A 13978-nucleotide genomic window follows, 5' to 3' on the forward strand; every position below is an offset into this window, starting at 1 on the left:
GCCTGAGGTCAGCCGGCGAGAATACGCTCGATGGCCGGGCGGTTCAGCCCTTTCAGGCCGATGACGACGAGGCGCGAGCGGCGGTCGTCGTCGGCAGTCCAGGCGCGGTCGTAGTAGTGGTTGACGCGCGGCCCGACAGCCTGCAGCAACAGTCGCATCGGCTTGCCGCCGACCTCGACGAAGCCTTTTACGCGCAGCACGTTTTCTTCCTCCGCCGCCGTGGCGACACGCAAAGCCAGCTCATCGGGATTGGCGATCGACGGAATGTCGATGACGAACGAGTCGAAATCGTCATGCTCGTGATCGAGCTCGTCGTCGTGGTGGGTCTTGCGGTTCTCGATGTCGTCCTCGACGGCAAGGCCGAGGCCGAGCAGCACGGAGGGATCGACCTTGCCCTGCGAGGCCGGCACGATCTTCACCGCGCGGGCGGCGTGCTTGCCGATGACGGCATTGGCGCGGGCCGAGCCGGCGGCGTCCATCAGGTCGCTCTTCGACAATATGATCAGGTCGGCGCAGGCGAGCTGGTCCTCGAACACCTCCTCGACCGGATCGTCGTGGTCGAGCGTCTCGTCCTGCGCGCGCTGCGCCTGCAGGGCGTCCATGTCGTTGGCAACGCGGCCTTCGGCCAGCGCCGGTCCGTCGACCACGGCAATGACGCCGTCGACCGTCACCCGGCTCTTCACCGTCGGCCACTGGAAGGCCTGGACCAGCGGCTTGGGCAGGGCCAGCCCGGAGGTTTCGATCAGGATATGGTCGACCCTGGGCGTCAGCGACAGGATCTGGTCGAGCGCCGGGACGAAATCGTCGGCGACGGTGCAGCAGATGCAGCCATTGGCCAGCTCGACGATGTTTTCCTCAGGGCAGGTGTCGATGCCGCATCCCTTAAGAATCTCGCCATCGATGCCGATGTCGCCGAACTCGTTGACGATGATGGCCAGCCGCTTGCCGCCAGCGTTTTCGAGCAGATGGCGGATCAGCGTCGTCTTGCCGGCGCCGAGGAAGCCGGTGACGACGGTGCAGGGCACGCGCGAGACGGAAGTGGTCATATCTGGTCCTTCAAAAGGTCGAGGGGAGGGATGCGGGCAACGAGGCCGCGCTTCAGGCAATCGGGGCGGCCGCGCCATGGCATGAGGCCGTCGGTCGAGGTGGCGAAGAGTCTTGCGCCGGTGATGAGATCGGCGCCGCTGGTCACGGTCAAGTCGCCGAAGACATAGCTCCAGCAGCCGTCGCGCAGGATAGCGGCGCTGAGGCGGCGCTTGCAGTTGCCGAGGCATTCGACGCTGCGGATACGGATGTTTTCGCCCGAGGCGGCGCGGCGCGTATCTTCGGCCAACAATTCGCCGGCGCGGGGATGGCCGTCGGAGCCGGTCTCGTCACGGCAGGAGGCGCAGACGATCACGGTGACGTCGGCCAGAGCATCATCATCGCCGGACAATACGCCCGCTGTCTCAGCCGAAAAACTGCTGTCGCGTTCCAAATCAGGCTCCTTGCCCGGAAAACCCGCCAGGCGATCGGATTCTTATGTCCTAGACGGCAGGTCTCCTGGCTCGCGGGTCATCGCCTTGGTGCCGCCTTCCCGGGATTTTCCCAGTGGTTATCGGCCTTGGCTCGTCGCTTACAGTTGCGGGGACAGCCGCGGATTTGAAATCGGATTTCGCACCGCATTCCCTCTTGGCTCCTCCCTTTGCCGAGAGGAGACCGTCTGAACCGGATTTAGGCTTGTGGAGGCAGTCGTGTCAACGCACGTCTACGACGCCGCAATGTCGGCGAGAGCCGAACCCAGATCCCCGGCAGGCGTCACCTCGATGCGTTCGAGCCCGAGCCAGCCTTGCATCAACTGCAATTCCTCAAAAAGTTCGGCGGCGGTTTGCGGCGGCGCGCCGGGCTCGGCATAGGCGGCATGGACGCGCAGCACGCCGGCCCGGCGGTCAGCCCTAAGGTCGATGCGCGCCACGATCCTTTCGCCGAGCAGGAACGGCAGCACATAATAGCCGTATTGGCGCTTTTCAGCAGGGGTGTAGATCTCGATGCGATAGCGGAAGTCGAACAGTCTTTCCGTACGCGTCCGTTCGAAGACAACCGGATCGAACGGAGCGAGCAAGGCGCGCGCCTCGATCTTGCGCGGAAAACGAACGTCCTTGTGAAGATAGGCGGGCTTGCTCCAGCCTTCGACCCGAACCGGCAAAAGATCACCGCCGTCGACCAGTTCCTCGATGCGGCCTTTGATATCAGCGGGAGAGAGGCGGAAATAGTCGCGCAGGTCGCCTGCTGTGGCGACGCCGTGGGCGCGGGCGGAGATGCGCAGCAATTCGCGGTGCGCATCCTCAGGCGAGGGCACCGGCAGGGCAAGTATTTCCGGCGGCAGCACGCGCTGCGGCAGATCATAAAGCCGCTCGAAGCCACGACGTGACGCCGTGGTGATGCGGCCGGCCCAGAACAGCCATTCGAAAGCGTGCTTGGCGTCGCTCCAGCCCCACCAGCCGCCGGAGCCTTTCTGGCCTTCCAGGGCGGAAGCGGCGATCGGGCCGCGTTCGACGACCTCGCGATAAATATCTTCAATGTAGGCGGCGCGCTCGCGGCCCCACTTGGCCAGCCCGTTATACATTTCCTCGCCACGTTCGGCCCGTTCCATGCGCCAGCGCATCAGCGGATAGGTCTCGACCGGCAGAAAGGAGGCTTCGTGCGCCCAATATTCGAAGACTTTGCGCTTGCGCGTCACGGCGGCGTTGTCGAGCAGGGCGAGCGGGTAGGGGCCAAGCCGCGAATAGAGCGGCATATAATGGGCACGCACCACCGCGCTGACGGAATCGATCTGCAGCAGACCGGTCCGGCCAAGCACACGGGCCAGATGGCGGCGATCGGGCGTGCCGTTAGGGCGAGGATCGGCAAACCCCTGTGCGGCAAGCGCGATGCGCCGGGCCATGGCGAGCGAGATTTTTTCCTTCATGCAGACGGCACTCTGTCGGCGTTCGACCAAAGGTGGGAGAGATGATTCCGCCATGCTAGCAGGGTTTTGGCGGTATCCATGTCAGGAGAGAAAAGTGGAGTAAAAAGTGAAGGAAATCAAACAGGAGCGGATTGGACCAGTTTATCCGGATATGCCGTCGAGCACCGTGTTTTGAACAAGGTTTGACTTGCTTCGCCGAAAGCCCTGCGCTAACCCTCGCCGCGTTGCAGCATAGCGCCTCCTAAAACGGTTCAGTGGTTAAACTGTCACGCTTCCGCAAGTGGGTCCGGTGCTGTAATCAGAGTGGATTGGCCGCCAACGGAAAGCTGCAGCATGAACGCATTGTTGAGTTCGTACCTGCCCATCGTCCTGTTCATCGGCGTGGCGCTGGTCGTCGGCCTGGCGCTGCTTGCCGCACCCTTTCTGGTGGCCTACCGCAATCCCGATCCGGAAAAGCTTTCCGCCTATGAATGCGGCTTCAACTCCTTTGACGATGCCCGCATGAAGTTCGACATCCGCTTCTACCTGGTGTCGATCCTGTTCATCATCTTCGATCTGGAAGTGGCCTTCCTGTTTCCGTGGGCAGTGTCTTTCAGCCAGATCGGCATGCTGGGTTTCTGGTCGATGATGGTGTTTTTGGCGGTGCTGACCATCGGCTTTGCCTATGAATGGAAGAAAGGAGCGCTGGAATGGGATTGAGCGACAATTCCGGCACGCTCGTCGCGCCGAAGCCAAAAGGCATTCTCGACCCCAGCACCGGAAAGCCGGTGGGGGCGAATGATCCCTTCTTCCTCGAGATCAACGACGAGCTTGCCGACAAGGGCTTTCTCGTCACCTCGACCGAGGCGCTGATCACCTGGGCGCGCAGCGGCTCGCTGATGTTCATGACCTTCGGTCTTGCCTGCTGTGCGGTCGAGATGATCCACACCTCGATGCCGCGCTATGACTCGGAGAGGTTCGGCGTTGCGCCGCGCGCCTCGCCGCGCCAGTCCGACATCATGATCGTCGCCGGCACGCTGACCAACAAGATGGCGCCGGCGCTGCGCAAGGTCTACGACCAGATGCCGGAGCCGCGCTACGTCATCTCGATGGGCTCCTGCGCCAATGGCGGCGGCTACTATCACTATTCCTATTCGGTGGTGCGCGGCTGCGATCGCGTCGTGCCTGTCGACATCTATGTGCCCGGCTGTCCGCCTAGCGCGGAAGCGCTGCTCTACGGCATCCTTCTGTTGCAAAAGAAGATCCGCCGCACCGGCACGATCGAGCGGTGAGCGCGATGATGAGCCTGAATGAACTCTCGACCTATCTCGGCGAGAAGCTGAGCGGCCGGATCGGCGATGCGGTGCTTGCCTATGGCGAACTCACGATCTCGCTCGAGCCGCACGATCTGATCGAGGTGGTGAGCTTCCTGCGCGACGATCCAAAATGCCAGTTCATCTCGATCATCGACGTTTGCGGCGCCGATTATCCGTCGCGGGCCAAGCGCTTCGACGTCGTCTATCACCTGCTGTCGCCGAAGCAGAATATTCGCATCCGCATCAAGGTCCAGGCCGACGAGGAGACGGTGGTGCCATCGATCACCGGCGTTTATCCCGGCGCCGACTGGTTCGAACGCGAGACCTACGATCTCTATGGCGTGCTGTTTTCGGGCCATCCCGATTTGCGCAGGATCCTGACGGACTACGGCTTCGAAGGTCATCCGCTGCGCAAGGATTTCCCGCTGACCGGTTTCGTCGAGGTGCGCTACGACGACGAAGCCAAGCGGGTCATCTACGAGCCGGTGGAATTGAAACAGGAATTCCGCAATTTCGATTTTCTCTCGCCATGGGAAGGGACGGACTACGTTCTGCCGGGCGACGAGAAGGCGAAACAGTGAATGGTGAATAGTGAATAGTGAATGGAAAGACGGGATGAGACGTCCGGGAAAATCAACGACTATCGAGATTTGAACGTATGGAAAGATTCGATGGATTGGCTGCGGACATTTATCTCGCGACGAAAGCATTCCCGCGAGAGGAAATGTTCGGCATGACATCGCAGATGCGGCGCGCGGCATCGTCGATACCGGCAAATATCGCCGAGGGTTTCGGCCGCGGTCAGCGCAAGCCCTTCGTTCAGTTCCTTCGTATTGCGCAAGGTTCGTTGAAGGAACTGGAAACCCATACGCTTCTTGCGATGAGCGTGGGATTGTTGGACGAGAAGAGTGCAGGGCTGTTGTCGGTCAGGTTCGAGAAGTTAGGAAAGATGATGCGTTCGTTCATTCGATCGCTGGAGGTCAGTTCAAGCCAATGACCATTCACCATTCACTATTCACCATTCACTCATCGCCAAAGGCGATCCATGGCTGAAACTTCCGTCCGCAACTTCAACATCAATTTCGGCCCGCAACATCCGGCGGCGCATGGTGTTTTGCGTCTTGTGCTAGAACTCGATGGCGAAGTCGTCGATCGCGTCGATCCGCATATCGGGCTGTTGCATCGCGGCACCGAGAAGCTGATCGAAGCCAAGACCTATTTGCAGGCCGTGCCCTATCTCGACCGGCTCGACTATTGCGCGCCGATGAACCAGGAGCATGCCTTCGCGCTGGCCGCCGAGCGGTTGCTCGGCATCGACGTGCCGAAGCGCGGCCAGCTGATCCGCGTGCTTTATTGCGAAATCGGCCGCATCATGTCGCACATCCTCAATGTGACGACACAGGCAATGGATGTCGGCGCGCTGACGCCGCCGCTGTGGGGTTTTGTCGAGCGCGAAAAACTGATGGTGTTCTATGAGCGGGCCAGCGGCTCGCGCATGCATGCAGCCTATTTCCGGCCCGGCGGCGTCCACCAGGACCTGCCGCAGCAGCTGGTCGAGGATATCGGCACGTGGATCGACCCGTTCCTGAAATCGCTCGACGATCTCGACGCACTGCTCACCGGCAACCGCATCTTCAAGCAGCGTAATGTCGACATCGGCATCGTCTCGCTGGCCGATGCCTGGGCCTGGGGTTTTTCGGGCGTCATGGTGCGTGGATCCGGCGTCGCCTGGGATCTGCGCAAGTCGCAGCCCTATGAATGCTATGCCGAGATGGATTTCGACATTCCGATCGGCAAGAACGGCGACTGCTACGACCGTTATCTCGTGCGCATGGAAGAGATGCGCCAGTCGGCGAAAATCATGCGCCAGTGCGTCGACCTGCTGCTCGGCAAGGAAGGCAGCGGGCCGGTGTCGAACCTCGACGGCAAGGTGGTGCCGCCGAAGCGCACGGCGATGAAGCGCTCGATGGAGGCGCTGATCCATCACTTCAAGCTCTACACCGAGGGCTATCGCGTGCCGGCCGGCGAGGTCTATGCGGCGGTGGAAGCGCCGAAAGGCGAGTTTGGCGTCTACCTGGTCTCGGACGGCACCAACAAGCCCTATCGCTGCAAGCTGCGCGCGCCCGGCTTCGCGCATCTGCAAGCCATGGACTTTTTGTGCCGCGGCCACATGCTGGCCGACGTCACCGCCGTTCTCGGCTCCCTCGACATCGTGTTTGGTGAGGTCGATCGATAAATGTCAGTCCGCCGTCTCGCAGAAGCCAGCCTCCAGCCAGCCTCCTTCGCCTTCAACCGGGCGAATGCGGCGGCGGCGAAGCAATGGATCAACAAATATCCGAAGGGCCGCGAGCAGTCGGCGATCATCCCGTTGCTGATGCTTGCGCAGGAGCAGGAAGGCTGGGTGACCAAGGCTGCGATCGAGACGATCTCCGACATGCTCGGCATGCCCTACATCAGAGGGCTCGAAGTCGCGACCTTCTACACGCAGTACCAGCTCAATCCGGTCGGCACCCGCGCGCATATCCAGGTCTGTGGCACCACGCCCTGCATGCTGCGCGGCTCGGAAGCGCTGATGGACGTGTGCCGTTCGAAAATCCATCACGACCAGTTCCACACCAACGACAAGGGCACGCTGTCGTGGGAAGAGGTCGAATGCCTTGGCGCCTGCGTCAACGCGCCGATGGTGATGATTTTCAAGGACACTTTCGAGGATCTGACGCCGGAGCGGCTTGCCGAGATCATCGACCTCTATGATGCCGGCAAGGGCGCCTCGGTGAAGCCGGGGCCGCAGAACGGCCGCATCACCTCCGAGCCGATCACCGGCCTGACGACGCTGAAGAGCGAAAAGGCAATCCTGAAGACCACCCGCGACAGGGAAGCCAAGGCGGCTGCCAAGGCCGCCAGGGCGGCTGCACCAGCGGCAATTGTCGCGACGCCAGCGGCTCCGGCCGTACAGGCACCGGCGGCCCCCGTTGCGCCGTCGAAAGCCAGCAAGCCGAAGACCGATGCGCCCGAAACCAGCCCGGCGCTGGAGACGCCTTCCCCGGCAAAGGTCGCACCAGAGACGGAAAAGGCGGCGAGCGTCAGAGCACCGCGGCATTCGGCGGCCAATGCCAACAAGGCCGCGCCGCAAGTCGAAAAAGTTTTGAAACAGCGCAGCGGTCCCAAGACCAAGGCTGAGCCCACGGCTGCTTTCAAGGCGCCGGAGTTGAAGGAAGCGCCGATCGGCGCTGCCGGCAAAAAACCCGTCAAGACGACCAGTGCCAAGACGGGCAATCCTTCGCTCGAGGACAAGAACCGTCCGGCCGGCATCGCCAGGCCGGCACTGGTCGACGATCTCAAGCTGATCTCGGGCGTCGGCCCGAATATCGAAGGCACCCTGCATTCACTTGGTATCTTCACCTATGTGCAAGTCGCGTCATGGACCAAGGCCGAGCGCGCGTGGGTCGACGGCTATCTCAGCCTGCGGGGCCGCATCGAGCGCGATGACTGGGTCAAGCAGGCCAAGGCGCTGGCCAAGGGCGGGGTCGCCGAATATATCCGCGTCTTCGGCAAGAAACCGGTCTGAGGGACGAACAATGCTTCAGGACAGAGACCGCATCTTCAACAACATCTACGGCCGCTTCGACAAGTCGCTGGCCGGTGCGATGGCGCGCGGCGCCTGGGACAACACGCCCGGCATCATCGCCAAGGGGCGCGACTGGATCGTCAACGAGATGAAGGCGTCAGGCCTGCGCGGCCGCGGCGGCGCCGGCTTCCCGACCGGGCTGAAATGGTCGTTCATGCCCAAGCAGAGCGACGGCCGGCCGAGCTATCTCGTCGTCAACGCCGATGAATCCGAGCCCGGCACCTGCAAGGACCGCGACATTTTGCGCCATGACCCGCACACGCTGGTCGAAGGCTGCCTGATCGCCGGCTTCGCCATGGGCGCGATCGCCGCCTACATCTATGTGCGCGGCGAGTTCGTCCGCGAGCGCGAGGCGCTGCAGCGCGCTATCGACGAGGCCTATGCGGCCAGGCTGATCGGCAAGAACAATACCTCCGGATACGATTTCGACATCTACATGCATCATGGCGCCGGCGCCTATATCTGCGGCGAGGAAACGGCGCTGCTCGAAAGCCTCGAAGGCAAGAAGGGCCAGCCGCGGCTGAAGCCGCCGTTTCCGGCCAATGTCGGCCTCTATGGCTGCCCGACGACGGTCAACAATGTCGAGTCGATCGCGGTGGCGCCGACCATTTTGCGCCGCGGCGCGGCGTGGTTCTCGTCGTTCGGCCGGCCCAACAACGTCGGCACCAAGCTGTTCTGCGTTTCGGGCCACGTCAACACGCCGTGCACCGTCGAAGAGGCGATGTCGATCCCGTTCCGCGAGCTGATCGAGACGCATTGCGGCGGCATTCGCGGCGGCTGGGACAATCTGCTGGCGGTCATTCCGGGCGGCGCTTCGGTGCCGCTGGTGCCGGCGGAGCAGATCATCGATGCACCGATGGATTTCGATGCGCTGCGCGACCTGAAATCGGGTCTCGGCACGGCGGCTGTCATCGTCATGGACAAATCGACCGATATCGTGAAGGCAATCGCCCGGCTTTCCTACTTCTACAAGCACGAGAGCTGCGGCCAGTGCACACCGTGCCGCGAAGGCACCGGCTGGATGTGGCGGGTGATGGAGCGGCTGGTGCGCGGCGAGGCGCAGAAGCGCGAGATCGACATGCTGCTCGACGTGACCAAACAGGTCGAAGGCCACACGATCTGCGCGCTGGGCGATGCGGCGGCGTGGCCGATCCAGGGCCTGATGCGGCATTTCCGCGGCGAGGTGGAGCGGCGTATCGACGAGTTTTCGCGCAATGCGCACCGGGCAGAGCCGGTGATGGTGGCGGCGGAATAGACGAGAGTTGAAAGACGGGCGAATGCCCGATCTGAAATACGGGCAAGAGCCCGATCTGAGGAAACAGGCCGGGGCATACGGAAGAAACGACCAGGAGACTACCTATGTCGCTGAATTCGAGACCCGAACATTTGATGCCAGATTTGGACCCGTTCGAGAAGATGAACCAGGACCTGACCAGGATGATGCCGAAGGAGATGGCCAGCGCCGTCAATCTCCTGGCGCACCCTGTCGCGGGTGCGGCAGCGATGTCGGCGCTCGGCATCGGGCTTGCCAATCATGCCTTTGGGTTGTGGATGGGCGTGCTCTCGGGAGCCGCCGAGGCCTCGCAGCGGCTCTTCCAGCCGATCGTCGACGATTTCGATGCCAGGGTAGAACGCTTTTCGCAGACAGGGACAAGCTCCTCGACCAAGGCGCGCGCGGCGACGAAAACCTTGATCGCCGAGGCCCAGTCCTTCGCCAGGAACGTGAATGACATAGCCGCGAACAGCATGGATGATGCACGCAGCGTGGTGGATGCGGCTGCCGCACCGGCCGGGTTGATGCCGGAGGATTTCAAGCAGCCCAAGGCAATGGATCGTCCGGAAAACCCGGCAGACCTCAAGGCAATATCGGGCATCGGGCCGAAGCTGGAACAGGTGCTGAACGGCCTGGGCATCTGGACCTACGGCCAGATCGCGACATGGACGCCGGAAGAGATCGCCTGGGTCGACGATTATCTGTCGTTCAAGGGCCGCATCGGTCGCGACAACTGGCTTGGCCAGGCAGCGGCGCTGGCCGCCAAGGCCGAGAGGTAGGCGACGCGATGGAGGTCCACGACAGGCGCGATGTTCTCGACGTGCGCAACGCCATCGTCAGCAATTCCAGTTTCGATGACGTCAACATGTCGAACACCCGGTTTCACGACGTCAACCTGTCGGCGGCCAGGATCCACCGCACCAACCTGAGCAACACCAAGGTGGAAGACGCCAATCTTTCGAACGCGTATTTCACCAACGTGAACATGAGCAACGTGAAGATAGACGCGCAGGTTGCGGGCATGATGATCAACGGCATCAGCCTTGAAGACCTGTTCCAGGCATATGAGACGGCGAAGACCGCCGGGGGCAATTGATGGCAAAGCTCAAGGTCGACGGGAAAGAGATTACTGTACCCGACCACTACACGCTGCTGCAGGCAGCCGAGGACGCCGGCGCCGAAGTGCCGCGCTTCTGCTTCCATGAGCGGCTCTCGATCGCCGGCAATTGCCGCATGTGCCTGATCGAGGTGAAGGGCGGGCCGCCCAAGCCGCAGGCGTCCTGCGCCATGGGCGTGCGCGATCTGCGTCCGGGACCAAATGGCGAAACGCCGGAAATTTTCACCAACACGCCGATGGTCAAGAAGGCCCGGGAAGGCGTGATGGAATTCCTGCTGATCAACCATCCGCTCGATTGCCCGATCTGCGACCAGGGCGGCGAGTGCGACCTGCAGGACCAGGCGATGGCGTTCGGCGTCGATTCCTCGCGCTATCACGAGAACAAGCGGGCGGTCGAAGACAAATATATCGGGCCGCTGGTCAAGACGATCATGAACCGCTGCATCCATTGCACGCGCTGCGTCCGCTTCACCACCGAAATTGCCGGCATTTCCGAACTCGGCCTGATCGGCCGCGGTGAGGACGCCGAAATTACCACCTATCTCGAAAGCGCGATGACATCGGAACTGCAGGGCAACGTCATCGATCTTTGCCCGGTCGGCGCGCTAACCTCCAAGCCCTACGCCTTCCAGGCGCGGCCGTGGGAACTGACCAAGACCGAATCCATCGATGTGATGGACGCCGTCGGCTCGGCGATCCGCGTCGATTCCAGAGGCCGCGAGGTGATGCGCATCCTGCCGCGCACCAACGAGGCGGTGAACGAGGAGTGGATTTCCGACAAGACCCGCTTCATCTGGGACGGTCTGCGCACCCAGCGCCTCGACCGGCCATATGTCCGCAAGAACGGCAAGCTGGCTCCGGCAAGCTGGGCCGAGGCTTTTTCCGCGATCAAGGAAGCGGTGTCGCGAACCGCGCCCGACAAGATCGGCGCCATATCAGGCGATCTCGCCGCCGTCGAGGAGATCTATGCGCTGAAGCTGCTGATGGCCTCGCTCGGCTCGAAGAACACCGACTGCCGCCAGGATGGCGCCGCGCTCGATCCGTCGCTTGGCCGGGCAAGCTATCTCTTCAACCCGACCATCGAGGGCATCGAGCAGGCCGACGCGGTGCTGATCATCGGCGCCAATCCGCGCTTCGAGGCGTCCTTGCTCAACGCCCGCATCCGCAAGCGCTGGCGGGTCGGCAACCTGCCGGTCGCCGTCATCGGCGATGTCGGCGATACGCGCTACGACTATGAGCAGCTCGGCGCCGGACCGGAATCGCTGAAGGATCTGGCCGACGGCAACGGCAAATTCTTCCAGGTGCTGAAGCAGGCGACGCATCCGCTTGTTATCGTCGGTCAGGGCGCACTGTCGCGCTCGGACGGCGCGGCCGTGCTCGGCCAGGCGGCGAAGCTCAGCCTGGCCGTCAATGCCGCGAGAGCCGACTGGAACGGCTTTGCCGTGCTGCACACTGCGGCGGCGCGTGTCGGCGGTCTCGATGTCGGCTTCGTGCCGGGCGAGGGCGGCAAGAACGTCGCCGGTATGCTGGGCGAGATGGACGTTTTGTTCCTGCTCGGCGCCGACGAGATCGACATGGCCAGCACCGGCGGCGCCTTCGTCGTCTATATCGGCACGCATGGCGACCACGGCGCGCACCGCGCCGACGTCATCCTGCCGGGCGCCGCCTATACCGAAAAATCGGGCACCTACGTCAACACCGAGGGCCGGGTGCAACAGACCAACCGCGCCGGCTTCGCGCCGGGCGATGCGCGCGAGGACTGGGCGATCCTGCGGGCGCTGTCGGATGTGCTGGGCAAGAGATTGTCGTTCGATTCGCTGCCGCAGCTGCGCGCAAAACTCTATGGCGAATACCCGCATCTTGCCCGCATCGACCAGGTCGCGGCCGGCAATGCTGACGATATCGCCAAGGTGGCGAAGCTTGGCGGGCGGCTTGGCAAGGGCGCCTTCACCTCGCCGGTCAAGGATTTCTACCTGACCAACCCGATCGCGCGGGCTTCCGCAGTGATGGCGGAGTGCTCGGCGCTGGCGAAAAACGGTTTTAGGCAGGCGGCGGAATAGCATGGACACCTTCTTCTCCTTCTACGTGCTGCCGGCGCTTCTCATCCTGCTGAAGTCGGTCGTGCTGATCGTCGTGCTGTTGATCTTCGTCGCCTACATCCTGTACGCGGACCGCAAGATCTGGGCGGCGGTGCAGCTGCGCCGCGGCCCGAACGTCGTCGGCCCATGGGGCACGCTGCAGGCTTTCGCCGACCTTCTGAAGTTCGTGTTCAAGGAGCCGGTGATTCCGTCCGGCGCCAACAAGGGCGTTTTTCTGCTGGCGCCCTTGGTTTCGGCGGTGCTGGCGATCTCGGCCTGGGCGGTGATCCCGGTCAATGAGGGCTGGGCGATCGCCAACGTCAATGTCGGCATCCTCTATGTCTTCGCCATCTCCTCGCTCGAGGTCTATGGCGTGATCATGGGCGGCTGGGCGTCCAACTCGAAATATCCGTTCCTCGGCGCGCTGCGCTCGGCCGCGCAGATGGTGTCCTACGAGGTCTCGATCGGTTTCGTCATCGTCACGGTGCTGCTTTGCGTCGGCTCGCTCAACCTGTCCGACATCGTGCTGTCGCAGCAGGACGGCCTTGGCACAAGGGTTGGCCTGCCCAACACCTTCCTCGACTGGCATTGGCTGTCGCTGTTCCCGATGTTCGTCATCTTCTTCATCTCTGCGCTGGCCGAGACCAACCGCCCGCCCTTCGACCTGGTGGAAGCCGAATCGGAACTCGTCGCCGGCCATATGGTCGAATATTCGTCGACGCCGTTCCTGCTGTTCTTCCTCGGCGAGTATGTCGCCATCGTCTTGATGTGCGCGCTGGCCACCATCCTGTTCCTCGGCGGCTGGCTGCCGCCCTTCGATTTCGCTCCCTTCACCTGGGTGCCGGGGCTGATCTGGTTCGTGCTCAAGGTCTGCCTGGTGTTCTTCATGATCTCGATGGTGAAGGCCTTCGTGCCGCGCTACCGCTACGACCAGCTGATGCGGCTCGGCTGGAAGGTCTTCCTGCCGATCTCGCTGGCGATGGTGGTGATTGTCGCCGCGTTCCTCAAGATCACGGGGTTTGCGTGATGTCTGCTCTAGCCCAAGCCGCAAAATCCCTGCTGCTGCAGGATTTCGTCAGCGCTTTCTTCCTGTCGATGCGCCAGTTCTTCGCGCCGAAGGAGACGATCAACTATCCGCACGAGAAGGGCCCGACCAGCCCGCGCTTCCGCGGCGAGCATGCGCTGCGCCGCTATCCGAACGGCGAGGAACGCTGCATCGCCTGCAAATTGTGCGAGGCGATCTGTCCGGCGCAGGCGATCACCATCGAGGCCGGCCCGCGCCGCAACGACGGCACCCGCCGCACCGTGCGCTACGACATCGATATGGTGAAGTGCATCTATTGCGGCTTCTGCCAGGAGGCCTGCCCGGTCGACGCGATCGTCGAAGGGCCGAATTTCGAATTCGCGACCGAGACGCGCGAGGAACTTTATTACGACAAGGACAAGCTCCTGGCCAATGGCGATCGCTGGGAGCGCGAACTGGCGCGCAACATCTCGCTGGACGCGCCGTACCGCTGACATTTGACGCATGGACGGGGCGAGAGGCCTCGTCTAAGGAACACGCGGCTTCGGCACCGGAGGCGGAACGAAGCACACATCGAACAGGACGAACGTCCTGTTCGGACAGGAACCCGGGGGAA

15 protein-coding genes and 1 riboswitch are annotated in these 13978 nt (G+C 62.7%); of the genes, 12 read left to right on the forward strand and 3 right to left on the reverse strand.

All coding sequences use genetic code 11. From position 1 onward, the window contains the following. Positions 1 to 8: 8 nt before the first annotated feature. From cobW to X738_RS56045, 3 genes are all read right to left on the reverse strand, one after another. Positions 9 to 1046, reverse strand: a complete 1038-nt coding sequence (cobW, locus tag X738_RS56035; RefSeq protein ID WP_023798847.1) for a cobalamin biosynthesis protein CobW — start codon at positions 1044 to 1046, stop codon at positions 9 to 11. Further along, positions 1043 to 1477: a DUF1636 family protein gene (locus X738_RS56040; RefSeq protein ID WP_023798848.1), complete on the reverse strand. Its 435-nt coding sequence runs from the start codon at positions 1475 to 1477 to the stop codon at positions 1043 to 1045. The genes cobW and X738_RS56040 overlap by 4 nt, the downstream gene beginning before the upstream one ends. 38 nt (positions 1478 to 1515) lie before the next feature. Continuing rightward, a riboswitch (cobalamin riboswitch) is annotated at positions 1516 to 1718 on the reverse strand. Positions 1719 to 1747: 29 nt separating this feature from the next. Further along, complete coding sequence (locus X738_RS56045) at positions 1748 to 2947, reverse strand: winged helix-turn-helix domain-containing protein (RefSeq protein ID WP_023798849.1); 1200 nt, start codon at positions 2945 to 2947, stop codon at positions 1748 to 1750. A 333-nt stretch (positions 2948 to 3280) separates the two neighbouring features. On the opposite strand from X738_RS56045, the gene X738_RS56050 reads away from it, so the two are divergent. From X738_RS56050 to nuoI, 12 genes are all read left to right on the forward strand, one after another. Next, positions 3281 to 3646 carry an NADH-quinone oxidoreductase subunit A gene (locus X738_RS56050; RefSeq protein WP_023798850.1) on the forward strand — a complete coding sequence of 122 codons (366 nt, stop codon included), beginning with the start codon at positions 3281 to 3283 and terminating at the stop codon, positions 3644 to 3646. After that, positions 3637 to 4218: a NuoB/complex I 20 kDa subunit family protein gene (locus tag X738_RS56055; RefSeq protein ID WP_023798851.1), complete on the forward strand. Its 582-nt coding sequence runs from the start codon at positions 3637 to 3639 to the stop codon at positions 4216 to 4218. The genes X738_RS56050 and X738_RS56055 overlap by 10 nt, the downstream gene beginning before the upstream one ends. A gap of 5 nt (positions 4219 to 4223) precedes the next feature. Then, positions 4224 to 4823: an NADH-quinone oxidoreductase subunit C gene (locus X738_RS56060; RefSeq protein ID WP_084833695.1), complete on the forward strand. Its 600-nt coding sequence runs from the start codon at positions 4224 to 4226 to the stop codon at positions 4821 to 4823. Positions 4824 to 4900: 77 nt separating this feature from the next. Continuing rightward, complete coding sequence (locus tag X738_RS56065) at positions 4901 to 5239, forward strand: four helix bundle protein (protein ID WP_245277641.1); 339 nt, start codon at positions 4901 to 4903, stop codon at positions 5237 to 5239. Positions 5240 to 5287: 48 nt separating this feature from the next. Further along, positions 5288 to 6478 (forward strand): NADH-quinone oxidoreductase subunit D, encoded by a 1191-nt coding sequence (locus X738_RS56070; RefSeq protein WP_023798854.1) that lies wholly within the window; start codon positions 5288 to 5290, stop codon positions 6476 to 6478. Then, the gene (locus X738_RS56075) at positions 6479 to 7810 is read left to right on the forward strand and encodes an NADH-quinone oxidoreductase subunit E (protein ID WP_023798855.1); all 1332 of its coding nucleotides are present in this window, start codon (positions 6479 to 6481) and stop codon (positions 7808 to 7810) included. It abuts the gene before it with no gap. 10 nt (positions 7811 to 7820) lie between these two features. After that, the gene (gene nuoF, locus X738_RS56080; RefSeq protein WP_023798856.1) at positions 7821 to 9125 is read left to right on the forward strand and encodes an NADH-quinone oxidoreductase subunit NuoF; all 1305 of its coding nucleotides are present in this window, start codon (positions 7821 to 7823) and stop codon (positions 9123 to 9125) included. A 104-nt stretch (positions 9126 to 9229) separates the two neighbouring features. Next, a complete protein-coding gene (locus X738_RS56085) occupies positions 9230 to 9922 on the forward strand; it encodes an NADH-ubiquinone dehydrogenase subunit (RefSeq protein ID WP_023798857.1) in 693 nt (230 codons plus the stop codon). An 8-nt stretch (positions 9923 to 9930) separates the two neighbouring features. Beyond that, positions 9931 to 10239 carry a pentapeptide repeat-containing protein gene (locus X738_RS56090; protein WP_023798858.1) on the forward strand — a complete coding sequence of 103 codons (309 nt, stop codon included), beginning with the start codon at positions 9931 to 9933 and terminating at the stop codon, positions 10237 to 10239. Continuing rightward, positions 10239 to 12320, forward strand: coding sequence for an NADH-quinone oxidoreductase subunit NuoG (nuoG, locus tag X738_RS56095; protein ID WP_023798859.1), 2082 nt, complete (start codon positions 10239 to 10241; stop codon positions 12318 to 12320). The genes X738_RS56090 and nuoG overlap by 1 nt, the downstream gene beginning before the upstream one ends. Position 12321: 1 nt before the next feature. Then, positions 12322 to 13365, forward strand: coding sequence for an NADH-quinone oxidoreductase subunit NuoH (nuoH, locus tag X738_RS56100; protein ID WP_023798860.1), 1044 nt, complete (start codon positions 12322 to 12324; stop codon positions 13363 to 13365). Next, positions 13365 to 13856, forward strand: a complete 492-nt coding sequence (gene nuoI / locus X738_RS56105; RefSeq protein WP_023798861.1) for an NADH-quinone oxidoreductase subunit NuoI — start codon at positions 13365 to 13367, stop codon at positions 13854 to 13856. The genes nuoH and nuoI overlap by 1 nt, the downstream gene beginning before the upstream one ends. Positions 13857 to 13978 lie beyond the last annotated feature (122 nt).

It is taken from the genome of Mesorhizobium sp. L48C026A00, assembly GCF_000502375.1.
Lineage (GTDB): Bacteria > Pseudomonadota > Alphaproteobacteria > Rhizobiales > Rhizobiaceae > Mesorhizobium > Mesorhizobium muleiense.

Bases quoted from the DNA above. Each gene is read 5' to 3' on its own strand.
- cobW (WP_023798847.1), bottom strand. From the start codon at position 1,046: ATGACCACTTCCGTCTCGCGCGTGCCCTGCACCGTCGTCACCGGCTTC.
- X738_RS56045 (WP_023798849.1), bottom strand. From the start codon at position 2,947: ATGAAGGAAAAAATCTCGCTCGCCATGGCCCGGCGCATCGCGCTTGCC.
- X738_RS56050 (WP_023798850.1), top strand. From the start codon at position 3,281: ATGAACGCATTGTTGAGTTCGTACCTGCCCATCGTCCTGTTCATCGGC.
- X738_RS56055 (WP_023798851.1), top strand. From the start codon at position 3,637: ATGGGATTGAGCGACAATTCCGGCACGCTCGTCGCGCCGAAGCCAAAA.
- X738_RS56060 (WP_084833695.1), top strand. From the start codon at position 4,224: ATGATGAGCCTGAATGAACTCTCGACCTATCTCGGCGAGAAGCTGAGC.
- X738_RS56065 (WP_245277641.1), top strand. From the start codon at position 4,901: ATGGAAAGATTCGATGGATTGGCTGCGGACATTTATCTCGCGACGAAA.
- X738_RS56070 (WP_023798854.1), top strand. From the start codon at position 5,288: ATGGCTGAAACTTCCGTCCGCAACTTCAACATCAATTTCGGCCCGCAA.
- X738_RS56075 (WP_023798855.1), top strand. From the start codon at position 6,479: ATGTCAGTCCGCCGTCTCGCAGAAGCCAGCCTCCAGCCAGCCTCCTTC.
- nuoF (WP_023798856.1), top strand. From the start codon at position 7,821: ATGCTTCAGGACAGAGACCGCATCTTCAACAACATCTACGGCCGCTTC.
- X738_RS56085 (WP_023798857.1), top strand. From the start codon at position 9,230: ATGTCGCTGAATTCGAGACCCGAACATTTGATGCCAGATTTGGACCCG.
- X738_RS56090 (WP_023798858.1), top strand. From the start codon at position 9,931: ATGGAGGTCCACGACAGGCGCGATGTTCTCGACGTGCGCAACGCCATC.
- nuoG (WP_023798859.1), top strand. From the start codon at position 10,239: ATGGCAAAGCTCAAGGTCGACGGGAAAGAGATTACTGTACCCGACCAC.
- nuoH (WP_023798860.1), top strand. From the start codon at position 12,322: ATGGACACCTTCTTCTCCTTCTACGTGCTGCCGGCGCTTCTCATCCTG.
- nuoI (WP_023798861.1), top strand. From the start codon at position 13,365: ATGTCTGCTCTAGCCCAAGCCGCAAAATCCCTGCTGCTGCAGGATTTC.